The sequence below is a fragment of the Hydrophilobacter chitinilyticus genome, assembly GCF_049860745.1.
GTDB lineage: Bacteria > Pseudomonadota > Gammaproteobacteria > Burkholderiales > Burkholderiaceae_C > Rhodoferax_B.
The window spans coordinates 4,742,158-4,767,748 of sequence record NZ_CP187561.1 but is presented as its reverse complement, the minus strand read 5'-3'; the positions used below and the strand labels follow the sequence as shown (position 1 = coordinate 4,767,748).

The window sequence follows — 25,591 nt, the reverse complement described above, 5'->3', positions numbered from 1 at the left end:
CTGCCGCCACACGGCAAGCCTTTTCCAAAGTTTCTTACGCGCCCCGCACGGAGCCCCGCCATGACCGATTCCGCCAGCAAGACCGATTACCGCAGCACCCTGAACTTGCCCGACACCCCGTTTCCCATGCGTGGCGACCTGCCCAAGCGTGAGCCGGGCTGGGTCAAGGAATGGGACGACAAAGGCATCTACAAAAAGCTGCGCGACGCACGTTGCGGCAAGCCCAAGTTCATCTTGCACGACGGCCCGCCCTATGCCAACGGCCAGATCCACATGGGTCACGCGGTCAACAAGATCCTGAAGGACATGATCACCAAGGCGCGCCAACTCGAAGGCTTTGACGCGCTGTACGTGCCCGGCTGGGACTGCCACGGCCTGCCGATCGAAAACGCCATCGAGAAAAAGCACGGCCGCAACCTGAGCCGCGACGACATGCAGGCCAAGAGCCGCGCCTACGCCACCGAGCAAATCGCCCAGCAGATGGTCGACTTCCAGCGCCTGGGTGTTTTAGGCGAATGGGACAACCCCTACAAGACCATGAACTTCGCCAACGAGGCGGGGGAAATCCGCGCGTTCAAGGGCGTGATCGAGCGAGGCTTCGTCTACCGTGGCCTGAAGCCGGTGTACTGGTGTTTTGACTGCGGCTCGTCGCTGGCCGAGTTTGAAATCGAATACGCCGACAAGAAGAGCACGACGCTCGACGTGGCCTTCAAGATGCACGAGCCCGCCAAGCTGGCGGCCGCGTTTGGCGTGACGTCGCTGGCCAAAGACGCGTTTGTCGTCATCTGGACCACGACCGCGTGGACCATCCCCGCCAACCAAGCGCTGAACCTGAACCCCGCGCTGACCTACGCGCTGGTCGACACCGAAAAGGGCTTGCTGGTGCTGGCCGAATCCCTGGTCGAAGACTGCCTGCAACGCTACGGCCTCACCGGCCAGGTGGTGGCCACGGCGCTGGGCGAAAAGCTCGGCGGCCTGGAGTTCGAACACCCCTTGTACGACGTGGACGCTGGCTACAAACGCCTCTCGCCGGTCTATCTGGCCGACTACGCCACCGCCGACGACGGCACGGGTATCGTGCACTCGTCGCCCGCCTATGGTCTGGAGGATTTCAACTCCTGCCGCGCCCACGGTTTGGCGCTCGAAGACATCCTGAACCCGGTGCAAGGCAACGGCACTTACGCGGCCGACTTCCCGCTGTTTGGCGGCCAACACATCTGGAAGGCCGTGCCCGTGGTGATCGAGGCGCTGCGCAACGCCGGCCGCCTGATGGCCACCAAAGACATCAGCCACAGCTACCCACATTGCTGGCGCCACAAGACGCCGGTGATCTACCGTGCGGCTGCGCAATGGTTTGTGCGCATGGACGAAGGCGAGGGCGTGTTCACCAAGAACAAGGCGCCGAAGACGCTGCGCCAGACCGCGCTGGAAGCCATCGAGCACACCAGCTTCTACCCCGAGAACGGCAAGGCGCGCCTGCACGACATGATCGCCAACCGGCCCGATTGGTGCATCTCGCGCCAGCGTAGCTGGGGTGTGCCGATCCCGTTCTTCCTGCACAAGGATTCCGGTGAGCTGCACCCGCGCACCATGGAAATCCTCGACCAGGCGGCCGACATCGTGGAGAAGGGCGGCATCGAAGCCTGGAGCCGCGTCACCACCGAAGAAATCCTCGGTGCCGTTGATGCACCCAGCTACACCAAGAGCACCGACATTCTGGAAGTGTGGTTCGACTCTGGCTCCACCTTCAGCCACGTGCTGCGCGGTACACACCCCAACGTGCACCACGACACCGGCCCCGAGGCCGACCTCTACCTTGAAGGCCACGACCAACACCGTGGTTGGTTCCACAGCTCGCTGCTGTTGGCCAGCGCGCTGGAAGGCCGCGCGCCTTACCGCGGCTTGCTGACCCACGGCTTCACCGTGGACAGCCAAGGCCGCAAGATGAGCAAGTCGATGGGCAACGGCATCGACCCGCAAGAAATCAACAAGAAGCTCGGCGCTGAAATCATCCGCTTGTGGGTGGCTTCTAGCGACTATTCGGGCGACATCGCCGGCGACGAGAAGATCCTCGCCCGCGTGGTGGATGCCTACCGCCGCATCCGCAACACGCTGCGCTTCCTGCTGGCCAACGTCAGCGACTTCGACCCGGCAAAAGACGCCGTGCCGCTGGAGCAGATGCTGGAGATCGACCGCTACGCGCTGACCCGCGCGGCCGAGTTCCAGGCCGAAGTGCTGGCGCACTACAAGGTGTACGAGTTCCACCCCGTGGTCGCCAAGCTGCAGCTGTATTGCTCGGAAGACCTGGGCGGCTTCTACCTTGACGTGTTGAAAGACCGCCTGTACACCACCGCGCCCAGGAGCCTGGCACGTCGCAGCGCCCAAACCGCGCTGTGGCAAGTCACGCACGCCATGCTGCGTTGGATGGCGCCGTTCCTGTCGTTCACGGCTGAAGAAGCGTGGAAGCTGTTTGGCGATTCCGAGTCGATCTTCCTGGAAACGTTTGGGACTTTGGCGGGGGCTGATGAAGGCCTGCTGGCCAAGTGGCAACGCATCCGCGAGATCCGCGACCTGGTGAACAAAGAGATCGAAACCCTGCGTGCCGATGGCCAGGTGGGCTCGTCTTTGCAAGCCAACGTGGTGCTCACCGCTGCGCCTGAAGACCACGCCTTGCTCGCCAGCCTGGGTGAAGACCTGAAGTTCGTCTTCATCACCTCGGCCGTTGAACTGGTGGCCGGTGAAGCCTTCCAGGTCAGCGTCAAAGCCAGTGCCGACGTGAAGTGCGAACGCTGCTGGCACTACCGTGCCGACGTGGGTGCGGACGCTGCGCACCCCAGCCTCTGCGGCCGGTGCACCAGCAACTTGTTTGGCGACGGCGAAAAGCGTTTGGTGGCCTGATGGCAAAAGCAATGGCAAAGAAGTCCACCACGCTCGTCAAGTCTTCCGGCCCCTCCGGTTCTTCCAGCAGCATGCTGCCGTGGCTAGGGCTGGCCCTCATCATCTTCTTGGTGGATCAGTTCACCAAGGTGTTGATCCTGGGCTACTACCACTTGGGCGACAGCACGCCCATCACCAGCTTCTTCAACATTGTGCGGGCCCACAATACCGGCGCGGCGTTCTCGTTCCTGGCGGAAGCCTCGGGCTGGCAGCGTTGGGTTTTCACCGGCATTGGTTTGGCGGCAGCGGTATTCATCATCTGGCAGTTGCGCACGCACCCAGGCCAAAAGATGTTCTGCTTTGCGCTGGGCAGCATTTTGGGCGGTGCCATCGGCAACGTGGTAGACCGCGTGCAGCACGGCTATGTGGTCGACTTTCTCGACTTCCACCTGCGCGGCTGGCACTACCCGGCGTTCAACGTGGCCGATGCGGGCATCACCATCGGCGCCATTTGCCTCATCGTGGACGAATTGCGGCGGGTGAAACGCAGCAAATAGCGCGCTCTGCGCAACAGACACCTCGCCACTCTCAATGCTCACGGCCCTCTTCGGAGGGCCGTTTGTTTTGGCGCCACGGTTCCACCATTTGTCACAGCTTAGTCATGCGGTGTCGATTTAATGTAAACGATTACATCGAAAGCATTGACCATGAGTATTCAGGACGTGGCACGCGAAGCCGGCGTGTCGGTGGCGACCGTTTCACGGGTTTTCAACTTGCCAGACAAGGTGACCCCTGCTACGCGTGAGCATGTGGAGCAGGTCGCCCGCGCGCTTTCCTATGTGCCTAACGCCAGCGCCCGCACCTTGCGCACGCAACGCAGCCGCGTCATCGGCGTGGTGTTGCCCACGCTGACCAACCCGGTATTTGCCGAGTGCTTGGAGGGCATCGCCCGAGCGGCCGTGGCCGGTGGTTATGCCATCTTGCCCTTCACCACTGACTACCTGCTGGCCCAGGAAGACCGCGCTGTGAACCTGCTGCTGGCTGGCAATGTGGACGGCATGATCCTGACCGTCTCTCACCCGGCGACGTCGACAGCGCTGCAACGCCTGGTCGAGGCCGGCCTACCCTATGTGCTGGTCTACAACAATCATGCGGAACACCCGTGTGTGTCGGTGGATGGTGAGCAAGCCGTGGCCGATTTGGTGGCCTATCTTGTGACGCTGGGGCATAGCCGCATCACCATGGTGAGCGGGCAAACCGCCGCCTCTGACCGCGCACAACAGCGCTGCCGTGGCTTCCATTACGGCATGGCGGCGGCGGGGCTTGGCGATGGCATGGTGCTCGAAGTGCCCTTCATTCAAACCGCCGTAGAAGACATCACGGCTTTGCTGCAGCGCCCTCAGCGGCCCACGGCATTGGTTTGCTCCAACGACCTGCTGGCCATTCGCTGCCTGCGTGCCGCACACCTCGCGGGTTTGGCTGTGCCGCGTGATGTGAGTGTGCTGGGCTTTGACGGCATCGCCCTCGGTGAAGACCTCACACCCATGCTCAGCACGGTGGCCCAACCGAATGCCGACATCGGCAGAAGCAGTGTGGAGCTGTTGGTACAGGCCATGGCCAGCGGCACGCCGCTAATGCCAGAAGCCAGTTTGACGCTGGAGCACCACTTTCGTACTGGCGAGTCTTGTGGTCGGCCAGAAGGTGCCGCTTCTGAGCCACCCCCCGTTTTTCCCGTGTTTCCCATGTTTAACCGTAACCTCTGACGGAGTCTTTGATGAAAACCACGCTGAAATCCCTGGCCCACGCGGCCGCGCTCACCATCGGTTTGCTTGCCGCCGGCAGCGCCATGGCGCAGACTGCCATCTGCTACAACTGCCCGCCCGAATGGGCTGACTGGGGTACGCAGATCAAGGCCATCAAGGCCAAGACCGGTGTGACCGTGCCGCCCGACAACAAGAACTCCGGCCAGTCGCTGGCGCAGATGGTGGCCGAAAAAGCCAGCCCCGTGGCTGACGTCACATACCTGGGTGTGACCTTCGCCATCCAGGCGCAAAAGGACGGTGTGGTCGCCGCCTACAAACCCGCAGCCTGGGCCGAGATTCCCGATGGCTTGAAGGACCCGCAAGGCCAATGGGTCACGATCCACTCCGGTACGCTGGGCTTCATGGTGAATGTGGATGCCCTCAAGGGCAAGCCCGTGCCCAAGTCGTGGGCTGATTTGCTCAAGCCTGACTACAAAGGCCTGATCGGTTACCTCGACCCCGCCTCAGCCTTTGTGGGCTACGTAGGCGCCGTGGCGGTGAACCAGGCCCGTGGCGGCAGCATGGACAACTTTGCCCCCGGCATCGACTACTTCAAGGCGCTGCAGAAGAACGAGCCCATCGTGCCCAAGCAGACTTCTTACGCACGGGTGTTGTCCGGCGAAATCGCAATCCTGCTGGACTACGATTTCAACGCCTACCGCGCCAAGTACAAAGACAACGCCAACGTGCAGTTCGTCATCCCTACCGAGGGCACGGTGGTGGTGCCTTACGTGATGAGCCTGGTGGCCAACGCGCCGCACGCGGCTGAAGGCAAGAAGGTGCTGGACTTTGTGTTGTCCGACGAAGGCCAGGCGATTTGGGCCAACGCTTATTTGCGCCCGGTGCGCGCCAGCGCCATGTCGAAAGAAGCGCAGTCGCGTTTCCTGCCAGCCAGCGAATACGCGCGCGCCAAGGCCGTGGACTACGGCAAGATGGCTGCGGCACAAAAAGCCTTTTCGGATCGTTATCTGAAGGAAGTGCAGTAATCCCATGAGCGCACGCCACGGTTTTGCGCCTTCGCGCCGTTTATTGCTGGCCTGTTCTGCGCCAGCCGTGGCGTTCTTCGCGGCCTTCTGGTTGTTGCCCATCGCCTGGTTGTTGGCCTTGCCTGCGGGCAAGGGCTGGGCCACATACTTTGCGGTACTGACCAACAGCCGTTATCTGCAGAGCCTGTTGCAAACGCTGGGCCTGTCGCTGGCCGTCACGCTGGCGACGCTGCTGCTGGGCGCGCTGGTGGGCATCACGCTGGCGCGGCACCGTTTTCGTGGGCGGCAACTGTTGTTGTCGCTGCTGACCTTGCCGTTGTCGTTTCCGGGTGTGATCGTCGGCTTCTTCATGATTTTGCTCGGCGGCCGCCAAGGCTTGGTGGCAGATATGTCGGACGCATTGGGACTGGGGCGCATCACCTTTGCCTATGGCCTCACGGGCTTGTTTTTGGCCTATCTGTATTTCTCGCTGCCGCGTGCCATTGCCACCTATACGGCTGCGGCCGGCAGCATGGACGCGCAGTTGGAAGAGGCCGCCCGCTCGCTCGGTGCTTCGCGCTGGCGCGTGGCGTGGGACGTGTGGCTGCCCGAGCTGGCGCCCACCACGCTGGCTTGCGGGGCGATTGTGTTTGCCACCGCCATGGGCGCATTTGGCACGGCGTTCACGCTGGCCAGCAAGTTTGAAGTGCTGCCCATCACCATCTACAACGAGTTCACCAACTACGCCAACTTTGCCTTGGCCGCCAGCCTGTCGATCACGCTGGGGCTGATCACCTGGCTGGCGCTGTGGGTGTCGCGCCGGCTTGCTGGCACCGCCGCGTTTTGAAGAGGTTTTGATGAGAAATGCAAAACAAGCCCCGCTGTTGCTGCTGGGGCTGACCGCCTTGGTCGCGCTGTTCATGGTCGCGCCGATTGGTTTGTCGGTGATGGCCGGTCTGGTCAACAACTACAGCACCGGTCTGCGCAGCGGGCTCACCCTGCGCTGGCTGGGCGAGGTGTGGGAGAACTACGGCGGCACCGTGGGCTGGTCGCTCTGGCTGGCGCTGCTGTGTGTGCTGGGCAACCTGGTTGTCGGCGTGCCGTGTGCCTACGCGCTGGCGCGCAGCCGCTCCCGCTGGGCGCGCCTGTTTGAAGAGCTGCTCACGCTGCCGGTGGCCGTGCCCGGCCTGGCCAGCGCACTGGCGCTGATCCTGGTCTACGGCACGCTGCAGGGCTTTCGCCAGAGCTTTGCGTTCATTTTGGTCGGGCACATGGTGTTCACCTTGCCCTTCATGGTGCGCACGGTGGGCTCGGCATTTCAAAAGAATGAACTGTTGGCTTTGGAAGAGGCGGCGCGCTCGCTTGGCGCCAACTTCACGCAACGTTTTTTGGGCGTGCTGGTGCCGGCCGTGTTGCCGGCCATTGTGGCGGGCAGTTTGATGGTGTTCACGTTGTCGGTGGGCGAATTCAACCTCACCTGGATGCTGCACACCCCGCTCACCCGCACCTTGCCCGTAGGCCTGGCCGACAGTTATGCGTCGATGCGCATCGAAATCGGTTCGGCTTACACGCTGGTCTTTTTGATCGTCATCTTGCCGGTGTTGTGGGGCTTGCAGGCCGTTGGCACTTTTATCGAGAAACACCATGGAACTTGAACGTACGCGCGTGGACGTGGTCCAGTGCGCCAAAACCTATGCCGACGGCACACGCGGCTTGCAGCCCACTAACCTGACGGTAGAGCCCGGTGAAGTGTTGGCCTTGCTGGGGCCGTCAGGCTGCGGCAAAACCACTTTGCTGCGGCTGATTGCCGGGCTGGAGGCACCCGACGCCGGCAGCCGCATCAGCTTTGGCGGCACCGACGTCACGCAGTTGCCGATTGAGCGGCGCGGCATCGGCATGGTGTTTCAGCACTACGCGCTGTTTCCGCAAATGACGGTGGAGGCCAACATCGGCTACGGCTTGCGCATTCGCGGTGTGGGCGAGGCCGAGCGCCGCCGCGTGGTGGGGGAACTGGTCGACCTGGTGCGGCTGAACGGGCTGGAGAAAAAACGCCCTGCGGAACTGTCTGGCGGTCAGCGCCAGCGTGTGGCACTGGCCCGCGCCGTGGCCGTGCGCCCACGTGTGCTGCTGCTGGACGAACCGCTGACCGCACTCGACGCCAAGCTCAAGGAATCGCTGCGCGACGAGTTGGCCGAATTGCTGCGCCGCCTGCACATCACCGCCATCCACGTCACCCACGACCAACAAGAAGCTCTGGCCATTGCCGACCGTCTGGCCGTGATGCAAGCCGGGCGTATTGTGCAAGTGGGCGACGGCGAAACCTTGTATCGGGCACCAGCCCATCCGTTTGTGGCCGAGTTCCTTGGGCGCATCAACCGGCTGGCGCTGGAAGGCGCGGCGACTGCGCTGACGCAGCCCGTGCTGGATCTGGGCGGCTTGGCCCTGCGTGGGCCGCACGGCGCGGCCGGTTTGCTGGTGCGGCCCGAAGATGTAGAAGTGGCTGCCTGGAGCACCGGCTGGGGGCGCGCTGAAGTGCTCAGCCGCAGCTTCCTGGGCGACCGGGTGCAACTGACCTTGGCCGTGGACGGACAAGCACCGCTGCGCGCCGACGTGGCCCGCGACCACCCCGCGCGCCGAGGCGACACCGTGGGCATTCGTATTGATGAACGGCGCCTGATGCCGATGCTGGAGAACGTTTCTTGAACACCCTATTGCTGCAACTGTCCGACCTGCACATCCGCGAACCCGGGCGCCTGGCCTATGGCCGCATCAACACCGCACCCTACCTGGCGCAGGCGGTGGCGAGCATTCAGCGCCTGCCGCAGCAGCCCGATGCCATCGTCATCACTGGCGACCTGACGGACTTTGGCCGCGCGGCGGAGTACGAGCACTTGCGCGGGCTGCTGGCCCCGCTAGCGCACAAGCCCATCTACCTGCTGCCGGGCAACCACGACGAGCGCGCGCAGTTGCGGGCCAGCTTTCCGGAGTACAGCTATCTTGGAACCGAGGGGTTCGTGCAATACAGCGTGCCGGTGGGGCGCCTGCAGCTCATCACACTCGACACCGTCGTGCCCGGCGCCAGTGAAGGCAGCCTGTGCCGCGAGCGCCTGGACTGGCTGGCCGCGCAACTGGCCGAGCACCAACACCGGCCCGTGGTCATTGCCATGCACCACCCGCCGTTTCGCACGTTGATCGGCCATATGGACGATATCGGCTTGCTGGAGGGTGCCGAGGCGTTGGAGGCCTTGGTGGCGCGTTTTCCGAATGTGGAGCGCGTGATCTGCGGCCACTTGCACCGCAGCATCCAGGTGCGCTTTGGCGGCAGCATCGCGGCCACCATCCCATCCCCGGCGCACCAGGTGTGCCTAGATCTGGCGCCCGATGCCGCGTCAGCCTGGACCCTGGAGCCGCCGGGTTTTGCGCTGCACGCGCTGCCGGCGCAAGGGCGACTGGTGAGCCACCTGGCCGCCAGCGGCAGCTACGACGGCCCGTTTCCCTTCCACGACGGCGGGCAGCTCATCGACTGACGACCCTCCCCCTCGGGTGTGCGTGGGCGCCTTGGGCAAGCGCAGATTGTGTCGATATGGTGACGAATGGGTGACAAGGGGCGATTCGGGAGTATCCTTATCGTTTCGTTTTGCGCAGGGGTGGGGCATCAATGGCAGCACCCGCGCTTTACGAAGCTAGGAGTCTGACGTCCGTCCATGAAACATTTGTTGAATCTGCTGGCAGCCATTGCGCTGCTTGTGTGGGGTACCCACTTAGTGCGCACCGGTGTGTTGCGCGTGTTCGGGGCCAACCTGAGGCAGATTCTGGCGCGCAGCACCGGCAACGCTTTCACGGCTGCGCTCTCGGGCATTGGCGTCACGGCGCTGGTGCAGTCCAGCACCGCCACCTCCCTCATGACCTCGTCGTTCGTCGGCCAGGGCCTGATCACGCTGCCCGCTGCGCTGGCGGTGATGCGCGGTGCCGATATTGGCACGGCGCTCATCTCGGTGCTGTTCTCGTTTGATCTGTCGTGGCTCTCGCCGCTGTTCATCTTTGTGGGCGTGGTGCTGTTCCTGGCGCGGCAAGACACCACCGCCGGCCGTGTGGGCCGCGTGTTGATCGGCCTGGGCTTGATGCTGCTGGCGCTGCGCCTGGTGGTCGATGCCACCGAGCCGCTGTTGGCTTCGCCCACGGTGCGCACCTTGCTGGGTGCCGTCAGCAGCGACATCTACCTGGAGATTGCACTCGGCACCGTGTTGGCGGTGATGGCCTATTCGAGCCTGGCCGTGGTGCTGCTGATTGCCGCACTCGCCACCTCGCACGTCATTCAGCTCGACGTAGCCTTGGGCCTGGTGCTGGGCGCCAACCTGGGCAGCGGGGCACTCGCGGTGTTGACCACGGCCAAAGCTTCGGTTGCCGTGCGCCAGGTGACCGTGGGCAACCTGGTGTTCAAGTTATTGGGCGTGCTGCTGTTTGCGCCCACCATCGGCTTGTGGATCGAATACGTTCAGCCTATCTTGACCGACAAGACACAAGCCGTGGTGCTGTTCCATCTGGCCTTCAACGTCGGCATGAGCGTTGCCTTCATCAGCCTCACCAAGCTCGTGGCCAAGGCCATGCAGAAGCTGCTGCCGCAACCCGTGCCTTCGGTGGCGCACCAGCGGCCGCAGCATTTGGACCCATCCGCTTTGAGCACGCCATCGCTGGCCATCACCTGCGCCGCACGCGAGGCCTTGCACCAGGCGGACGTGGTCGAGACCATGATGATCGGCATCTTGCAGGTCATCAAAAACAACGACTTGAAGGTCGCCGAAGAACTCCGCAAGCTGGACGACACGGTGGACCAGCTCTACTCGTCCATCAAGTACTACCTGACCAAAATCTCGCGCGAGGCCCTGGCCGTAGAGGAAAGCCGCCGCTGGACCGACATCATCAGCTTCACCATCAACATGGAGCAGATCGGCGACATCATCGAGCGCATCATCATCGACATCGAAGACAAGAAGATCAAACCTGGCCGCAAGTTTTCCGAGGCCGGCATGGCCGAGATCACCGAATTGCACAGCCGGCTGATCGCCAACCTGCGCTTGAGCATGAGTGTGTTTTTGAACGGCAATGTGCACGATGCGAAGAAGCTGCTGGAAGAGAAGGCCCGCTTCCGTGACTTGGAGCGTACCTATGCTGATACCCACTTGAGCCGGTTGACTGACAGGACCATGCTGAGCATCGAGACCAGCTCGCTGCACATCGACTTGATCAGCGATATGAAGCGGATCAACTCGCACATCTGTTCTATTGCTTACCCGATCCTCGACTCTGCGGGGGCGTTGGCGCCTAATCGGTTTCGGGAGCCGGAGGGGGCTGGGGTGGTTTGAGGGGTTTAGTTGGCGCTGTCGGCCGGGTCTCGCCCCGGCGGGCGAGACACCTTTCTTGTGCGCACAAGAAACGTGCCCCAAAGAAAGCGCCCACATGCCGGGACCCTTCGCAAAGCGAAGGGCAAACCTGCGCTGGGTGGGGTTGGTGGGGGTCTGGTGGAACTCGCGTTCCGCTCAAACAGCCACCAGCCCTGATCCCACCAACCCCACCCATCGCAGGCCCGGCCTGACGGGTGTTGGAAACCAGACGGGCCATCGCGTTGCTCGGCCCGGATTTAGAGCCCGCGATGCGCAAGAGAGCTGGGTGGTATTTGGACTCCTACCCCCTTCTAGCTGCGCCTGCGATGGGCGGTTTTGGCGGGATTAGTTTCGCTGGCTGTCTGAGCCGAAGGCGAGTTCCAGCGAAACCCCGCCAAAACCACCCAGCGCAGGTTGCCCCTCGCTCCGCGAGGGGACGCAGATAGCGGGGTCGCCTTTTCTTGCTGACTTCTTTTGGCGAAGCAAAAGAAGTTAGTCGCCCGCCGGGGCGAGACCCGGCCGACAGCGCCTAATCCAACACCCCGCCAACTCAGGCAGAAGCATCCACCAAAGTCCCCGTGCTAGCCGTACTCGACTGGTTCTTCGCAATAGCCTCGTATTGCTTAAGCACCAACTGCGCCAGCGTCTGCAAGTCAAACGGCTTGCTCTCACTGCTGGCGTTGCTCGTGCTGCTGTCGCTGCTACTGCTGGTAGACGACGTACCGCTCTGCATGCTCTGCAATGCTGTAGCCACCTGTTTGGCAAAGGTATCGGTCTCCTCGGTGCTGAGCTTGTGATCACCATCGGTGTCCACGGCGGCAAACAGCGCCTTCACGGCGTCGGCTGCAGTGGCGGTGCCCGAGGCGATGCCGGCTGCCAACTCGGCTGCAGAGACCACGCCGTCCTGGTTGGTGTCCAGCGGGTCGTAGGTCGTGGAGTCGCTTGATCCGCCAGCGCCACCGGCACCGCCGGGTCCACCTGCTGGTGGTGGGCCGGGTGGCATGGCGCCAGCCTGTGCTGCGCTGGCGGTGGTGTCGCCTTGGCTGGCACCGGGGCGGCCAGCGTCGAATTCAGTTTCTGACAGAGATCCGTCGCCGTTGGTGTCGAGTTTGGCAAACAGTTCGTTGCTGGCGTCGGTCGAGTCGGTGGCGTTGGCATCACCACCGCTCTTCATCTTGGCCATCAGGGTGGCCAACTCGCTGGCGTCAATGCCGCCGCTGCCGTCTGCGTCCACCTTAGCGAACAAGTCATCGCCGGCTTGGCCCGTCGCACCCGCGTCGCCGCCACGGCCTTGCGCGAAGTCCATGGTGGAGGGCGGGGGCGGCAACACGCTTTGCATCGCCTGGCCGAGTTCGGAGGCGCTCAGCGACCCGCTGCCATCGGCATCGGCCTTGGCCAGCAAGTCGCTGGCACTGGTGGTGGACGTGACGCCCGTCTTCTTCGACACGTCGTCGAGCACGGTTTGCAGCTCGTTGGTGTCGATGCTGCCGTTGCCGTCGGCATCGGCTTCTTTGAGCAGCCACTCCTGCATTTTCGATTGATTGGCGGCGTGGGCAGACTTGAGTTGCGCCCAGTTGCTGCCGCTGCTACTGACTCCGCTGATGGAGGACATAACGCTTCCTTTCTTGACTGTGTGTTGAACCACCCCGGGCGCCATAGGGCCCTCAGGGGTGCAACCGATTGTTCAAGCCTAGGGTTAAGCGAGTTTGTCCACTGTGTATCGAGCTTGGTACGAAGCGCCGATACAAAACGGGTACACAGTGCGTTTAGAAATGCTCAGGAATAGAGCGTCGTCCACTTCTGCCGACTGGCCGCCGACGCCAACACCTTCTCGATGAACTTCACGCCGCGTGCGCCGTCTTCCACACGCGGGTAGTCGGCCACCATCGGGTCGGCGGTGGTGCCCGCCAGGTGCGCGCGAATGTCGGCGGCCACGCCCAGGTACAGGTTGGCAAAGGCTTCGATGAAGCCCTCGGGGTGGCCTGATGGCAGGCGTGATGCGCGAACCGCTGCTTCGCACAAGCCTGGGCCGCCGCGTGTGAGGGTGCGGGGGGCCTCGTTGAGTGGCGCGTGGAGGAGGCGGCTGGGTTGTTCTTGCTGCCAGTCCAGCGTGCCGGTGGTGCCATAGACGCGCAGGCGCAAACCGTTTTCGCTGCCCACACAAATTTGTGAGGCCACCAGCACGGCGCGCGCGCCGCCTTGCAGGCGCAGCAGCATGTTGGCGTCGTCGTCCAGCGTGCGGCCCGCGCCCATGGCGGCCAGGTCGGCGCAGATGGCTTCGACTTCCAGGCCGGTCACGGTGGTGAGCAGATTCTCGGCGTGTGAGCCGATGTCGCCCATGGCACCGGCCAGGCCGCTTTGCGCCGGGTCCATGCGCCACAGCGCTTGTTTGTTGCCTGTGGCCTCGGTGGCGGTGGCGAGCCAGCCTTGGTTGTATTCGACCAGCACCTTGCGTACCGTGCCGATGGCGCCGCTGCGCACCATCTCGCGCATCTGCCGAACCATCGGGTAGCCGGTGTAGTTGTGCGTGACGCCAAACACCGTGCCTTTGCGCGCCACGGCATCTACCAGCTCTTGCGCCTGCACGCTGTTGTGCACCAAGGGTTTGTCGCACACCACGTGGAAGCCGGCCTCCACAAACGCCAGCGCTACGGGGTGGTGCAGGTGGTTGGGCGTGACGATGGAGACGAAGTCGATGCGCTCGTCGGCGCTGCGTTTGAGTTCGTCTTCCAGCAGGTCTTGCCAGCGGCCGTGGTTGCGGTCGTCGGCCAGGAACAAGTCTTGGCCCGAGGCGCGGGCCTTGTCGGGCTGGCTGGAGAGGGCTCCCGCCACCAGTTCGATCTGGCCGTCCAGCGCGGCGGCCTTGCGGTGCACCGCGCCGATGAAGGCGTCGCGCCCACCGCCGACCATGGCGTAGCGCAGCTTGCGGTTTGAATTTTTGGAGTGGATGGTGGTGCTCATGCTGCGCCCTGTTTGTCTTTGGCAAACACCGCATCAAACGCGCCGGCGGCGGGTTTGAAGTCCAGACGTTTGCAGAAGGCCGCGCTCTCGGTGGCGCCGTGGATGCGGTCCATGCGGCTGTCTTCCCACTCCACACTCAGCGGGCCTTGGTAGCCAATGTCGTTCAGCGCCACGATGATGGATTCGAAGTCGACCATGCCGCGCCCCACACTGCGAAAGTCCCAGTGCCGGCGCGCGTCGCCAAAGCTGGTGTGGCCGCCAAACGTGCCCACCGTGCCGTCGCCTTTGCCCCACCACACGTCCTTCATGTGGGCGTTGTAGATGCGGTCGGGGAAGGTGCGCAGAAACTTCACGTAGTCCACGCCTTGGTAGGCCAGATGGCTGGGGTCGAAGTTGAAACCGAAGCGGCGGTGGCCGTTGACCGCCGCAATCGCGCGTTGGCTGGTGGCAATGTCGAAGGCGATCTCAGTAGGGTGCACTTCGAGCGCGAAGTTGATGTCCTCAGCCTCGAAGGTGTCCAGAATGGGGCCGAATCGTTGGGCGAAATCGGCAAAGCCTTTGTCCCAATACGCCTGGCTGGTGGGCGGGAAGGCGTAGGTGGCGTGCCAGATGGACGAGCCGGTAAAGCCGGTCACCGTCTTCACGCCAAACCTGGCGGCCGCACGCGCCGTGTCTTGCAGCTCGGCTGCCGCGCGCTGGCGCACACCTTCGGGCACGCCGTCGCCCCACACATGGGCGGGCAAGATGGACTGGTGGCGCTCGTCAATCAGGTCGCACACCGCCTGGCCCACCAGGTGGTTGCCAATGGCAAAACACTGCAGGCCGTGCTGGGCCAGCAGGGCGTGTTTGTCTTTGACGTAAGTGGCAGAGGCCAGCGCCTCTTGCACGTTGAAGTGGTCGCCCCAGCAGGCCAGCTCCAGGCCGTCGTAGCCCATGCTTTTGGCCAAGGGTGCCAGCTCTTTGAGGGGCAGATCGGCCCACTGGCCGGTGAACAGGGTGACGGGTCTTGCCATGGCGAATGTCCTGCTGCGTTTTCAGTTGCTATTGTTTGAATAGCTTCTCGCGCTTATCCAGTAAGCGCGAGAGCCTCTTTTTTCTTAAGCGTAGGCGACGTTGAATAGATCCCCTCGGATGGCCGCGCCCTGGGGTGGGCGGGACTGCTAGGCGCAAACCACAGCCATAGCCCGTGCTATGGCGAGGATTTGCAACGCCGCAGGCTGCCCACGCCAGGGATGCGGGCGCCGAGAGGGATCTGTTCAGCGTTGCCTTAGAACGGAGAATCGGGGAAGTAGAACTGCGCTGCGTTTTCCTTCGTGATCAGCACCGACGGAATGATGTAGTTCGGCGGCAGCTTCGTGCCCTTCAGCCGCGCTTCAGCCGTGAGCTTGATCGCGTCGTAAATGAACTTCGGCGAGTACGACACGTTGGCCTGGATGCGTGGGTCTTTGCCGTCCATCAGTGTCTTGATCATGCCCTTGGCGCCGGCGCCACCGAAGACGATCTTGATGTCGGTGCGCTTGGCTTGGTCGATGGCTTTGAGCACGCCCACGGCCATGTCGTCATCGGCCGCCCACACGGCGTCAATCTGTTTGAAGCGCGTGAGGTAGTCCTGCATCACCTTGAAGGCGTCGTCGCGGTTCCAGTTGGCGTATTTGGCGTCCAGCAGTTTGATGTCGGGGCTGCCCTTGATGGCGGCGTTGAACGCGTCCATGCGTTCGTTGTCCAGCGTGGTGGCAATGCCGCGCATGGCGACGATGTTGCCCTTGCCGCCGAGCGCCTTCACCAGGTAGTCGCCAGGGATCTTGCCGAAGGCGGTGTTGTCGCCCGAGATGTAGGCGTCTTGTGCGCTGGTGTCGGTCAGGCCACGGTCGACCACGGTGACGTACACACCCTTGCTTTTCACCTGCGCCACAGGCTTGGTGAGCGAGGCCGATTCAAACGGAAAGATCACCAGTGCGTTGATCTTGTTCACCGTTTGCAGGTCTTGCAATTGGTTGGCTTGCTCGGGTGCGCCGGAGGCCGTTTTGACGATGACTTGCAGGTTGGGGTAGGCCTTCTCCAGGTCTTTCTTCGCCTGGTTGGCCCAGTAGACGATGCCGCCGGTAAAGCCGTGGGTGGCAGCCGGAATGGCCACGCCCAGCACAACCTTTTCTTGGGCAAAAGCGGGGGCGCTGGCGAGTCCGCTCAACGTGGCCAGGGCCACGGCGGATAGTGCGAGTCGTCGTGTCAGTTTTTTCATTGCTCTGTCTCCTACGGGTGGATGGAAAAGTAGCCTTGCGACTACGGACTGGGAACTACCTCAAAAGGGTTAGCGTTTGCTGCGCTGCATGAACGCCACACCAATGATCACGAAGCCTTGCACCGCCGCGTTCAGGTACACGCTGATGATGCTGGTGAGGTTCAAGATGTTGCTGATGACCGAGAGCAGAATCGCGCCGATCACCGTGCCGGTGATGCTGCCCGCGCCGCCCTTGAGCGCCGTGCCGCCCACGATGACGGCGGCAATCGCTTCCAGCTCCCACAGCAGGCCGGTGGTGGGCGAGGCCGAGCCCAGGCGCGGCACGTACAGCAAGGTGGCAATGCCCACACACATGCCGAGCAAGACGTAGGTGAGGATCTTGATGCGGTCTACGTCCACGGCGGCGTAGCGCGCCACCTGTTCGTTGGAGCCAATGGCTTGCACGTAGCGGCCAAACGCGGTGCGGTTCAAAATCACGCCGCCCAGCAGCGCCACGATCAAGAACACCCACACCGGAATGGGCACGCCCAGCAGGCTGGCGTAATACACCGGGGCGTAGACGTCGTTTAAATCGTTGTCGAGCGTGATGGCGCCGCCGTTGGAAAAGTAGGTGAGGTAGGCGCGAAAGATGCCCAACGTGCCCAGCGTCACGATGAAGGGCTCGATGCGCCCCTTGGTGATCAACAAGCCATGCGCCAAGCCAAAGGCAGCGCCCAGCACCAGCGCCAAGGCCATGCCCAGCACCACGGTGAGCACGGGCGCATTGAGCATCGGGCCTAACGTGTTCATCAACATGATCACGCTGCCGGCGATCAGCGCCGCCATGGAGCCGACCGACAAATCAATGCCGCCCGAGACGATGACGAAGCACATGCCCACGGCGATGATGCCGATGAACGAGGTGCGCGTGAGCACGTTCATGACGTTGTCGGCCGTGGCGAAGTTGCCGTTGAGCAGCGTGCCGGCAATACACAGCAGCACCAGACCGATGACGGGGCCTAGGCCTTGCAGGCGGGCGAGCCCGTACTTGGCGCTTTCGGCCGGGGTTGCCTTAGTGGACTGCTGCATACGTGTCTCCATGGGTGCCTGTCGCGTGCGCTATGAGGGCTTGTTCAGTGAGTTGCTCTTCTTCCAGCACCGTTTGCAATTTACCCCCGCGCATCACCGCCACGCGGTGGCACAGACCAATCAGCTCGGTCAGCTCGCTGGAGATCACCACCACGGCCAGGCCTTTTTCGGCCAGTTGCTGGATGAGGAAATAGATGTCGCGCTTGGCGCCCACGTCCACACCGCGCGTGGGCTCGTCGAGTACCAGCACACGTGGGGCAGGGTGCAGCACTTTGGCCAGCGCCAGCTTTTGCTGGTTGCCGCCAGAAAGCGATGAGGCCTTGCTGTTCAGGTTGCCGGTGCGCAGGCCGAATTCGGTGACCGCCGCTTCCAGCGCGGCCATTTCGGCTTGCGGCTTGAGCCAGGGGGTGCAGTAGCGTTGCAGCGCCATCAGTGTGAGGTTTTGCCGCAGGCCAAAGTGCACGTGCAAGCCCTTGCCTTTGCGGTCTTCGCTGAGGTAGGTGAGGCCTTGTTGTGCGGCGCTGCGCGGGCTGGTCAGCGTGACGGCGCGGCCTTGCATCTCTACCTGGCCACCGCTGCGCGGGCGCAGGCCCAGCAGGCCTTCGAACAGCTCGGTGCGGCCCGCCCCTACCAGGCCGGCAAAGCCCAGAATTTCGCCTGGGTGCACTTGAAAGCTGATGTCTTGCGCCCAGCCGGGCACGCTGAGGTGGCCGACCTTGAGCGCGGGAATGGCGTCGGCCGGATGCGGTGCTTTGGGTGGGTAAAGGTTGCTCAGTTCACGCCCCACCATCAGGCTGGCCATCTGCTGGCGCGTGAGGTGGGCGGTCTCGTCGCGCGCCACAAAGCGGCCGTCGCGCATCACCACCACTTCATCCGTCACTTGCTGCACTTCGTCGAGCTTGTGCGAGATGTAGACCAGCGTCACGCCGTCGGCCTTGAGTTGCGCCATCAGCGCAAACAGGCGCGCGGTTTCACCGGGGGTGAGGGTGGCGGTGGGCTCGTCCATGATCAACAACCGGGCCTTGCGCAACAGCGCGCGCGCAATTTCCACCAACTGCTTTTCGGCCACGATGAGGTGTTTGACGCGGGTGTTCACGTCGGCCTGCAAACCCACCTGGGCTATTGTCGCGGCGGCCTCGCGTTGCATGGTGGCATCGTCTAGCAGCCAGCCGCGTTTTTTCTCGTGACCGAGGAACAGGTTTTGCGCAATCGTCAAATCTTCGGCCAGGCTGAACTCTTGGTGGATCAGCACAATGCCTTGCGCCTCGGCTTCGCGTGAGCTGGCAAAACGCATGGCCTCGCCGTTGATGCGCAGCGTGCCGCTGGTGGCAGTCTCGAACCCGGCCAGGATCTTCATCAACGTGGATTTACCGGCGCCGTTTTCGCCCAGCAGGCCGACGCTGCGGCCAGGCTCCAGCGCGAAGTTCACGCCGTGCAGCACCCGCACGGCGCCGAACTCTTTGACGATGTTGTCAAACACAACCTGAACGCTCATCTTGATGACCTCTTCAGCGTTTCTTGCATGGCCAGCACCCCCGCGCCCACCAGGCCGGCTTGCTCGGCCAGTGGTGTGTATTGAATTTCCAGATGCCGGGTCGAGAGCGCCAGCGAGCGCTGGTAAATGCTTTGCCGAACCGACGCCAAAAACAGCGGCCCCACGCGCGTGATGCCGCCGCCAATGAACACGTGCGACGGGTTGAAGAAGTTCACCACCGAGGCCAGCATTTGCCCGATGAGCGCACCCGTGTCCTGGATGATGCGGTTGGCCGCCGCGTCGCCGTGGCGGCTGGCTTGGCCCACGTCTTCGGGAGTGATGGCACCTTTGCTGGCCAGGCAGTTGGCGAGCAGGGCGCTTTCGCCGGACGCTGCTGCTTCCGTGGCCAGGCGGGCGATGGCCGGGCCGGCGGCCATGGCTTCCACGCAGCCCAGGTTGCCGCAGTGGCAGCGCGGGCCGGCCGTATCCACACAGATGTGGCCCACGTCGCCCGCCGAGCCGTTGGCGCCACGGTACACCTCGCCGTGGCAGACGATGCCGCAGCCAATGCCAGTGCCCACTTTGATGACCAGGAAGTTTTGCAGGCTGCGCTGCAGCCGCCACATTTCACCCAGCGCCATCAGGTTCACGTCGTTGTCGACGAACACCGGCGCGGTGTATTCCTCGGCTAGGTAGTCGCGGATGGAGAAGCTGTCCCAGTGCGGCATGAGCGGTGGGTTCACGGGCTGGCCGTTGTCAAAGTCCACCGGGCCGGGCACGCCCATGCCAATGGCGATGACCTGGGCTGGCGTGGCGCCGCATTGGGCCAGCAACTCGCGCATCAACACCCGCACCCGCGCCATCACCACGCCGGGGCCGGCACGCACGTCGGCCGGTTCGCTGCGTTGCGCCAGCACCGTCAGGTCGGGGCGCAGCACGGCCACGTCGAGGCTGGTGGCGCCCAGGTCGGCGCCGATCAACACGCCCAGTGTCGCGCTGAGCTGTACGGTTTCGGGGCGGCGGCCACCGCTGGAGTTGGCCAAGCCGACTTCCTCGAGCCAGCCGACGTCGAGCAACGAGGCGACCAGGCTGTTGGTTTTGCTTTTGGAGTAGCCAAGCCGGTCGGACAGGCTGAAACGCGATGCGCCGGCCGACCAAAAGATGGTTTGCAGCACGTCGGCCTCAAGGGACGACAACCTGTCTAAAAGCGTGGAACCTGCCAAAGCCTTGTCTCCTGTTTTTTATCGTCCGCCTGTCGATGGCTTAAGAGCCTGTTCGCGATCTATTGGGGGCCGCGCAAATGGTGGTTCGGGATGAGATGCGAGGCGTCAAACCCAAGCCAAGGCTTCTGCCTTGGCTGGTTTGGCAACGACGCAGCTCGCCTGAACCACCATTTGCCCTCCGGGTTGAGGTGAAATCGGGCGATTTGCCTGCCAGAACCCTTGCATGGGCATAGAGCCCATGCTGCGGTTTCCGACAACCAACTCATCCCGATTGCGCCTCAACGCGGCCCCCAATAGATCGCGAACAGGCTCTATGAGCCAAACGCAGGCGGTAGCGCATCGTAGGAGGACTACTTCAGCCCAGCAAGTTTTAACTTCGACCTATTTGTGGTCAATGATGGCGGATATCAGCTTTACATTGAGCGCTCGAACAGCGCCGGTAAAGCCTGTGTAATGCCCGAATTGCGGGGTAAAAGCCTTCCTACACTGGCGGCAGGAAACGTTTTGTAAGCGTTTGAAGGTCATCCACCCATGAAACCACAGCCTCAAATTTTGGTCGTTGACGATGATGCGGGCATCACCAGCTTGTTGCGCGACTACCTGGCCCGCTTTGACTTCGGCGCACATGCGGCATCGGACGGCGCCAGCATGCACGACCAACTGGCGCGCCAGCCCATTGACCTGGTGGTGCTCGACCTGATGCTGCCCGGCACCGACGGCTTGACGCTGGCGCGTGAACTGCGCCAACGCTCCAGCGTGCCCATCATCATGTTGACCGCGCGCGCCGCCGCCGTGGAGCGCGTGGTGGGGCTGGAGCTGGGGGCCGACGATTACATGGCCAAACCCTTCGAGCCGCGTGAACTGGTGGCGCGCATCCAGACTGTGCTGCGCCGCTCCGTGGCGCGCAACGACCCGAGCGATTCCGATGCCTATACCGAAACCGTGCGTTTTGACGGCTGGGTGCTGCACCGCCAGCAGCGCCGCCTCACGTCGCCCAGTGGCTTGGTGGTGCAGTTGTCGAACGCCGAGTTTTCACTGCTGACCACGTTCTTGAACGCGCCGCGCAAGGTGCTGGCGCGCGACCAACTGATGGAGCAGGCACGCGGCCGCGCGATGGATTGTTTTGAGCGCAGCATCGATCTGCTGGTGTCGCGGCTGCGGCAAAAACTGTTGGGCAGCGAAGGCGCGCCACCATTGATCAAAACCGTGCGCGGCGTGGGCTACGTGTTTGACGCTCAACAGGTGCTGGGTGCGCCATCGCTGCAACGCGCAGCGGGCTGAGTTTTAACTTGCGCGCTTTTTGGGGTTGACGATGAAGCGGGTCGCTCGGTGGTTTGCGCCATGGTTGCAGCGCTGTTTGCCGCGCAGCCTGTTCGGCCGGTTGGCCTTGCTGCTGGTCGTGGCGGTGCTCACCAGCCACGTGTTGGCGTTGACGCTGATGTTTGAATTCCACCTCGGCCCCGGCCCTCGGCCCGGTGGCCCACCACCCGGTTTTGAGCTGGCCCCGCGTGGCCCGCCGCCTGCGAGCCGTTGGATGGAGCCAGATGGCGAGGTCTGGGGCAGTGGCCCGCAGAGTTTTGCCGAACCTGGTCCGATTGGCCCGCGCGAGCGATTTGGCCCGCCGCCACACGAAGGTGCGGTGTCGCACCAGACCGGGTTGCTCATCGACATTGGTGTGCGTTTGATCGCGTTGCTGTTCGCGGCGTGGATTGGTGCCCGCTGGCTGGCCGAACCGATTCGCCGCCTGGTGCGTGGCGCCCGCGCTTTGGGCGACAACATTGAAGGCCCGCCGTTGCCGGTGGACGGCACGACCGAATGCCGCGAGGCCAGCCAGGTGTTTAACGACATGCAAGCGCGCATCCGCCAGCAACTGGCCGACCGCGACCGCTTTGTGGCGGCCGTGTCGCACGACTTGCGCACTCCGCTGACCCGCCTGCGCCTGCGCACCGAAAGCCTGGAAGCCGAGCCGCTGCAGCGCCAGTTTCGGCAGGACATCGCCGAGATGGAAGAGATGATCCGCACCACGCTCGACTACTTGTCTGGCAACGCCAATGCCGAGGCCGAAGTGCCGCTGGACGTGAGTTCGCTGATCGAAAGCATGGCGGAAGACCTGCGCGATATGGGCCAGAGTGTGCAGGTGGCCGGCACAGCAGCACCGCTGCAGGCGCAGGTGTCGGCGCTGAAACGCTGCATCGGCAATCTGGTGGAAAACGCGGTCCGCTACGGCGGCAGCGCCGAGGTGTCGTTGTTTGATGAGCCCGCGCAACTGCGCATCGACGTGGCCGACCGTGGCCCCGGCTTGCCCGAAGAAGAGTTGGGCAAGGTGCTGGCGCCGTTTTATCGCGTGGAGTCGTCGCGCAACCGCAACCACGGCGGCGTGGGGCTGGGCTTGTCGATTGCGCACGACATTGCGCGGCGCCATGGCGGGCAATTGCTGCTGCGCAACCGGGAGGAGGGCGGGCTGGTGGCGAGCCTGGTGTTGCCGCGCGCTGCTGTGCCCGCGTAAATACTACTAAATTTCACTGCTAAATTTGTAGCTTCTTGCGCTGATGCAGTAAGCGCAAAACGCCTTTTTGACTTAAGAAATTTTGGCAAAACGTGGGCGCACCACGCCGTCAATCTCCACCGTTTCCAAAAACATCGCTGCCGGGCGTACCCACAGGCCGTGGGCCCCGTAGAGCGCGCGGTACAAAGTCATCGGTTCCAAGGTCTCGCTATGGCGAACCGTGTCGATCACGTCGTACAGCCCGCCTTTGTAGTGCTGGTAGCGGCCGGGCGGGGTTTCAATCAGGGGTGGGGGGTCGTGGTCGGTCATGATGGGGACGGGCAAATAGTGCTGCCCGTGGGACAATCGGGGCTATGCATCCTAAAGCCGTATTGGACGAGTGCACGGAACTCGTCCGTCTAGCACTCAAATTCGACCACCCCGCTGACTCGGTGGTGTCACGTTATTTCCGCGACCACCGTAACCTGGGCCCACGCGAGCGCGCCACTCTGGCAGAGACGGTCTACACCGTGCTGCGCAAAAAACTATTGTTTGACCATCTGGCCCCTTCCGGCAGTGGTCCGAAAGAGCGTCGCCTGGCGATTTTGGGCTTTGCCCACAGCCTGGACGACCAACTGCGCCGAAGCCAACCCGCTGGTGCCAAGCCCCAGCGCGCGTCGCGCGACTTCATCAAGGGCGGCTTGAACGACCAAGAGAAAAACTGGCTCGACCAGTGTGATCAGGTGGATCCATCTGACCTGATGGACCGCCATCGCCACAACCTGCCCGAGTGGCTGGTGCAGCCGCTGCGCGCCCAACTGCAGGACGAATTCTGGCCGCTGGTTGAAAGCCTGAACCGTGGCGCCGGGCTCGACCTGCGTGTCAACACCATGCTGGGCAAACGCGCCGAAGTGCAGGCTGAATTGGCGAAAGAGGGCATTGCTGCCACCCCTACGCCGTATTCCCCTTGGGGCCTGCGCCTGCAAGACAAGCCAAATTTGCAAAAGGTTGACGCTTTCACCCGTGGCGCCATCGAAGTGCAAGACGAAGGTTCGCAACTGCTAGCCCTGTTGCTCGACGCGAAACGCGGCGAAATGGTGGCCGACTTTTGCGCTGGCGCGGGTGGCAAAACCCTGGCGATTGGTGCGGGCATGCGCAGCACCGGCCGACTTTACGCATTTGATACATCCGGCCATCGGCTGGATGCTTTGAAGCCACGCCTGGCCCGTAGCGGCCTGTCAAACGTGCACCCCGTCGCCATTGCCCACGAGCGCGACGAGCGCATCAAGCGTCTGGCCGGCAAGATGGACCGTGTGTTAGTGGATGCGCCTTGCAGCGGCTTGGGCACCTTGCGTCGTAACCCAGACATGAAGTGGCGCCAATCGCCACAGGCCGTGGCCGAGCTGGTGCTGAAGCAAACCGCCATTCTGGCGAGCGCCGCACGGTTGTTGAAGCCGGGCGGACGTCTGGTTTACGCCACGTGCAGTGTGTTACCGGAAGAAAACGAAGCCATCGCCGAAGCCTTCTCCGCCGCACACCCAGCGTTTTCACCCCTTGAAATTGCCGACGTGTTGACCCAGCTAAAGGTAGAAGACGCTGGCAAATTGTGTAGCGGCGGCGCCAATGGCGCGACCTATCTGCGCCTTTGGCCGCATCGTCATGGCACCGATGGCTTCTTTGCTGCGGCCTGGCAAAAGCAGTAATTCCGCTCAAAGGGCAATAAGCAAGCGTTTTGTAGGTTTTGCCCGGAGTAGGAGATTTCCTACTCTCGAATTAAAATCCGAGGGTTTGAAAAAAGTCTTTGCTGACATACGTTTGTCATCAAATGTAGGTTGGCAATAAAACACTGAGGCACTAGAGATTTATGTTGTTACCCGATTGGGCCGTATTGAATGCGGCTGTAGATTGGTTGGCCAATGGGCTGTGGAACCTGTCCTGGTGGCAGATCGTGTTGTACACGCTGTTCACCACGCACATCACGATCGCCAGCGTCACCATCTACCTGCACCGCCATCAGGCCCACCGGGCCATGGATCTGCACGCCATCCCCGCACACTTTTTCCGCTTCTGGCTCTGGCTGGGCACGGGCCAGGTCACCAAGGAATGGGTTGCGGTGCACCGCAAGCACCACGCCAAGTGCGAAACCAAGGACGATCCGCACAGCCCCCACGCGCACGGGATTGAAACCGTGTTCTGGACCGGTGCCGAGCTGTACCGCAAGGAAGCCAAGAACCTGGAAACGATTGCCAAGTTCAGCTTGGGTTGCCCAGACGACTGGATGGAACGCAACGTCTATTCCCGTTACAGCTGGCAAGGCGTGGGCTTGATGATGATCATCAACCTGGCACTGTTCGGCGTGGCTGGTTTGGCTGTGTGGGCCGTGCAAATGGTCTGGATCCCTGTGACCGCCGCTGGCATCATCAACGGCATTGGCCACTACTGGGGCTACCGCAACTTCGAGGCGCAAGACGCCAGCACCAACATTTCGCCCTGGGGCATCATCATTGGTGGTGAAGAGTTGCACAACAACCACCACACCTACCCTACGTCGGCCAAGTTCTCGGTCAAGCCTTACGAGTTCGACATCGGCTGGGTTTACATCAGCCTGATGGAAAAAGTCGGCTTGGCCAAGGTCAAGAAGACGCCACCGAAGCTGCAACTGGGCGACATCAAGCCTGTGGCAGACGAAAAGACGTTGGAAGCACTGATCGCCCACCGCTACGAAGTGATGGCAGGTTACGCCCGCGAAATGCGCCGCGCTGCCGGTGCAGAAATCGACGCCCTGCGTGCCAAGCAAGCCGACGTGTCGGTTCTGGAATCGGCCAAGCGTTGGTTGCATCGCGATGCCGACAAGGTGCCCGCTGCTGCCCAACCGCACGTGGAGCAAGTGCGCGCTGCGCACCCTGTGCTCGACAAGATGATCACCATGCGTGAAGAGCTGCGCCAAATGTGGCTCAACACTTCGCACTCGCGTGAACAACTCACGGCTGACCTGCAAGCCTGGTGCCATCGCGCTGAAAGCAGCGGTATCGCTGCGCTGAGCGAGTTTTCGGTCAAGCTGCGTTCCGCACGCGTTTAAAACCTTAAACGTCGCTCCCAACAAAAAGCCCGCTCTT

21 protein-coding genes are annotated in these 25,591 nt (G+C 62.8%); 13 read left to right on the top strand and 8 right to left on the bottom strand.

All coding sequences use genetic code 11. The features are described 5' to 3' along the window. The first annotated feature begins 60 nt into the window (after positions 1–60). From ileS to ACPWMG_RS21120, 9 genes are all read left to right on the top strand, one after another. Positions 61–2,898 carry an isoleucine--tRNA ligase gene (gene ileS, locus ACPWMG_RS21160; protein ID WP_483301487.1) on the top strand — a complete coding sequence of 946 codons (2,838 nt, stop codon included), beginning with the start codon at positions 61–63 and terminating at the stop codon, positions 2,896–2,898. A gap of 11 nt (positions 2,899–2,909) precedes the next feature. Next, complete coding sequence (gene lspA / locus ACPWMG_RS21155) at positions 2,910–3,434, top strand: signal peptidase II (protein WP_483301486.1); 525 nt, start codon at positions 2,910–2,912, stop codon at positions 3,432–3,434. A 150-nt stretch (positions 3,435–3,584) separates the two neighbouring features. Further along, positions 3,585–4,640 carry a LacI family DNA-binding transcriptional regulator gene (locus tag ACPWMG_RS21150; protein WP_483301485.1) on the top strand — a complete coding sequence of 352 codons (1,056 nt, stop codon included), beginning with the start codon at positions 3,585–3,587 and terminating at the stop codon, positions 4,638–4,640. 11 nt (positions 4,641–4,651) lie between these two features. Further along, entirely contained in the window at positions 4,652–5,665 is a 1,014-nt protein-coding gene (locus tag ACPWMG_RS21145; protein WP_483301484.1) for an ABC transporter substrate-binding protein, read from the top strand. A 4-nt stretch (positions 5,666–5,669) separates the two neighbouring features. Beyond that, entirely contained in the window at positions 5,670–6,491 is an 822-nt protein-coding gene (locus tag ACPWMG_RS21140) for an ABC transporter permease (RefSeq protein ID WP_483301483.1), read from the top strand. A 10-nt stretch (positions 6,492–6,501) separates the two neighbouring features. Next, positions 6,502–7,299 carry an ABC transporter permease gene (locus ACPWMG_RS21135; RefSeq protein ID WP_483301482.1) on the top strand — a complete coding sequence of 266 codons (798 nt, stop codon included), beginning with the start codon at positions 6,502–6,504 and terminating at the stop codon, positions 7,297–7,299. After that, entirely contained in the window at positions 7,289–8,347 is a 1,059-nt protein-coding gene (locus ACPWMG_RS21130; protein WP_483301481.1) for an ABC transporter ATP-binding protein, read from the top strand. Before ACPWMG_RS21135 ends, ACPWMG_RS21130 begins: the two co-directional genes overlap by 11 nt. Beyond that, positions 8,344–9,171, top strand: a complete 828-nt coding sequence (locus ACPWMG_RS21125; RefSeq protein ID WP_483301480.1) for a phosphodiesterase — start codon at positions 8,344–8,346, stop codon at positions 9,169–9,171. Before ACPWMG_RS21130 ends, ACPWMG_RS21125 begins: the two co-directional genes overlap by 4 nt. A 177-nt stretch (positions 9,172–9,348) precedes the next feature. After that, complete coding sequence (locus tag ACPWMG_RS21120) at positions 9,349–11,007, top strand: Na/Pi cotransporter family protein (protein ID WP_483301479.1); 1,659 nt, start codon at positions 9,349–9,351, stop codon at positions 11,005–11,007. Between the two features lie 568 nt (positions 11,008–11,575). Here ACPWMG_RS21120 and xopAW read toward each other — a convergent pair. The 7 genes from xopAW to ACPWMG_RS21085 all read right to left on the bottom strand — a co-directional run bounded on the left by xopAW (position 11,576) and on the right by ACPWMG_RS21085 (position 19,942). After that, positions 11,576–12,637 carry a XopAW family type III secretion system calcium-binding effector gene (gene xopAW / locus ACPWMG_RS21115; protein ID WP_483301478.1) on the bottom strand — a complete coding sequence of 354 codons (1,062 nt, stop codon included), beginning with the start codon at positions 12,635–12,637 and terminating at the stop codon, positions 11,576–11,578. 164 nt (positions 12,638–12,801) lie between these two features. Further along, entirely contained in the window at positions 12,802–13,986 is a 1,185-nt protein-coding gene (locus tag ACPWMG_RS21110; RefSeq protein ID WP_483301477.1) for a Gfo/Idh/MocA family protein, read from the bottom strand. Next, positions 13,983–14,999 carry a sugar phosphate isomerase/epimerase family protein gene (locus ACPWMG_RS21105; RefSeq protein ID WP_483301476.1) on the bottom strand — a complete coding sequence of 339 codons (1,017 nt, stop codon included), beginning with the start codon at positions 14,997–14,999 and terminating at the stop codon, positions 13,983–13,985. The genes ACPWMG_RS21110 and ACPWMG_RS21105 overlap by 4 nt, the downstream gene beginning before the upstream one ends. Before the next feature lie 254 nt (positions 15,000–15,253). Further along, on the bottom strand, positions 15,254–16,225 hold the full coding sequence (locus ACPWMG_RS21100) for a substrate-binding domain-containing protein (protein WP_483301475.1): 972 nt from the start codon (positions 16,223–16,225) through the stop codon (positions 15,254–15,256). Positions 16,226–16,294: 69 nt separating this feature from the next. Next, on the bottom strand, positions 16,295–17,293 hold the full coding sequence (locus tag ACPWMG_RS21095) for an ABC transporter permease (RefSeq protein ID WP_483301474.1): 999 nt from the start codon (positions 17,291–17,293) through the stop codon (positions 16,295–16,297). Beyond that, the gene (locus ACPWMG_RS21090; RefSeq protein ID WP_483301473.1) at positions 17,277–18,788 is read right to left on the bottom strand and encodes a sugar ABC transporter ATP-binding protein; all 1,512 of its coding nucleotides are present in this window, start codon (positions 18,786–18,788) and stop codon (positions 17,277–17,279) included. The genes ACPWMG_RS21095 and ACPWMG_RS21090 overlap by 17 nt, the downstream gene beginning before the upstream one ends. Then, positions 18,785–19,942: an ROK family protein gene (locus tag ACPWMG_RS21085; RefSeq protein ID WP_483301472.1), complete on the bottom strand. Its 1,158-nt coding sequence runs from the start codon at positions 19,940–19,942 to the stop codon at positions 18,785–18,787. Before ACPWMG_RS21085 ends, ACPWMG_RS21090 begins: the two co-directional genes overlap by 4 nt. A gap of 579 nt (positions 19,943–20,521) precedes the next feature. On the opposite strand from ACPWMG_RS21085, the gene ACPWMG_RS21080 reads away from it, so the two are divergent. Together ACPWMG_RS21080 and ACPWMG_RS21075 are read left to right on the top strand one after the other, a co-directional pair. After that, positions 20,522–21,271, top strand: coding sequence for a response regulator (locus tag ACPWMG_RS21080; protein WP_483301471.1), 750 nt, complete (start codon positions 20,522–20,524; stop codon positions 21,269–21,271). A gap of 31 nt (positions 21,272–21,302) precedes the next feature. Then, positions 21,303–22,496 (top strand): ATP-binding protein, encoded by a 1,194-nt coding sequence (locus ACPWMG_RS21075; RefSeq protein WP_483301470.1) that lies wholly within the window; start codon positions 21,303–21,305, stop codon positions 22,494–22,496. A 72-nt stretch (positions 22,497–22,568) separates the two neighbouring features. Here the strand turns inward: ACPWMG_RS21075 and ACPWMG_RS21070 are convergent, their stop codons facing one another. After that, positions 22,569–22,805, bottom strand: a complete 237-nt coding sequence (locus ACPWMG_RS21070) for a DUF1653 domain-containing protein (RefSeq protein ID WP_483301469.1) — start codon at positions 22,803–22,805, stop codon at positions 22,569–22,571. A 44-nt stretch (positions 22,806–22,849) separates the two neighbouring features. Between ACPWMG_RS21070 and ACPWMG_RS21065 the strand changes: the two genes are divergently transcribed. Continuing rightward, on the top strand, positions 22,850–24,178 hold the full coding sequence (locus ACPWMG_RS21065) for an RsmB/NOP family class I SAM-dependent RNA methyltransferase (protein WP_483301468.1): 1,329 nt from the start codon (positions 22,850–22,852) through the stop codon (positions 24,176–24,178). A 161-nt stretch (positions 24,179–24,339) separates the two neighbouring features. Then, positions 24,340–25,554 carry a DesA family fatty acid desaturase gene (locus ACPWMG_RS21060; RefSeq protein ID WP_483301467.1) on the top strand — a complete coding sequence of 405 codons (1,215 nt, stop codon included), beginning with the start codon at positions 24,340–24,342 and terminating at the stop codon, positions 25,552–25,554. The last annotated feature ends 37 nt before the right edge of the window (positions 25,555–25,591 follow it).

Excerpts from the sequence above, each read along its gene's own strand:
- ACPWMG_RS21145 (WP_483301484.1), top strand. The coding sequence starts at position 4,652 with ATGAAAACCACGCTGAAATCCCTGGCCCACGCGGCCGCGCTCACCATC.
- ACPWMG_RS21105 (WP_483301476.1), bottom strand. The coding sequence starts at position 14,999 with ATGGCAAGACCCGTCACCCTGTTCACCGGCCAGTGGGCCGATCTGCCC.
- ACPWMG_RS21070 (WP_483301469.1), bottom strand. The coding sequence starts at position 22,805 with ATGACCGACCACGACCCCCCACCCCTGATTGAAACCCCGCCCGGCCGC.
- ACPWMG_RS21135 (WP_483301482.1), top strand. The coding sequence starts at position 6,502 with ATGAGAAATGCAAAACAAGCCCCGCTGTTGCTGCTGGGGCTGACCGCC.
- ileS (WP_483301487.1), top strand. The coding sequence starts at position 61 with ATGACCGATTCCGCCAGCAAGACCGATTACCGCAGCACCCTGAACTTG.
- ACPWMG_RS21080 (WP_483301471.1), top strand. The coding sequence starts at position 20,522 with ATGAAACCACAGCCTCAAATTTTGGTCGTTGACGATGATGCGGGCATC.
- ACPWMG_RS21120 (WP_483301479.1), top strand. The coding sequence starts at position 9,349 with ATGAAACATTTGTTGAATCTGCTGGCAGCCATTGCGCTGCTTGTGTGG.
- ACPWMG_RS21095 (WP_483301474.1), bottom strand. The coding sequence starts at position 17,293 with ATGCAGCAGTCCACTAAGGCAACCCCGGCCGAAAGCGCCAAGTACGGG.
- ACPWMG_RS21140 (WP_483301483.1), top strand. The coding sequence starts at position 5,670 with ATGAGCGCACGCCACGGTTTTGCGCCTTCGCGCCGTTTATTGCTGGCC.
- ACPWMG_RS21075 (WP_483301470.1), top strand. The coding sequence starts at position 21,303 with ATGAAGCGGGTCGCTCGGTGGTTTGCGCCATGGTTGCAGCGCTGTTTG.
- lspA (WP_483301486.1), top strand. The coding sequence starts at position 2,910 with ATGGCAAAGAAGTCCACCACGCTCGTCAAGTCTTCCGGCCCCTCCGGT.
- ACPWMG_RS21065 (WP_483301468.1), top strand. The coding sequence starts at position 22,850 with ATGCATCCTAAAGCCGTATTGGACGAGTGCACGGAACTCGTCCGTCTA.
- ACPWMG_RS21150 (WP_483301485.1), top strand. The coding sequence starts at position 3,585 with ATGAGTATTCAGGACGTGGCACGCGAAGCCGGCGTGTCGGTGGCGACC.
- ACPWMG_RS21060 (WP_483301467.1), top strand. The coding sequence starts at position 24,340 with ATGTTGTTACCCGATTGGGCCGTATTGAATGCGGCTGTAGATTGGTTG.
- xopAW (WP_483301478.1), bottom strand. The coding sequence starts at position 12,637 with ATGTCCTCCATCAGCGGAGTCAGTAGCAGCGGCAGCAACTGGGCGCAA.
- ACPWMG_RS21110 (WP_483301477.1), bottom strand. The coding sequence starts at position 13,986 with ATGAGCACCACCATCCACTCCAAAAATTCAAACCGCAAGCTGCGCTAC.
- ACPWMG_RS21090 (WP_483301473.1), bottom strand. The coding sequence starts at position 18,788 with ATGAGCGTTCAGGTTGTGTTTGACAACATCGTCAAAGAGTTCGGCGCC.
- ACPWMG_RS21130 (WP_483301481.1), top strand. The coding sequence starts at position 7,289 with ATGGAACTTGAACGTACGCGCGTGGACGTGGTCCAGTGCGCCAAAACC.
- ACPWMG_RS21100 (WP_483301475.1), bottom strand. The coding sequence starts at position 16,225 with ATGAAAAAACTGACACGACGACTCGCACTATCCGCCGTGGCCCTGGCC.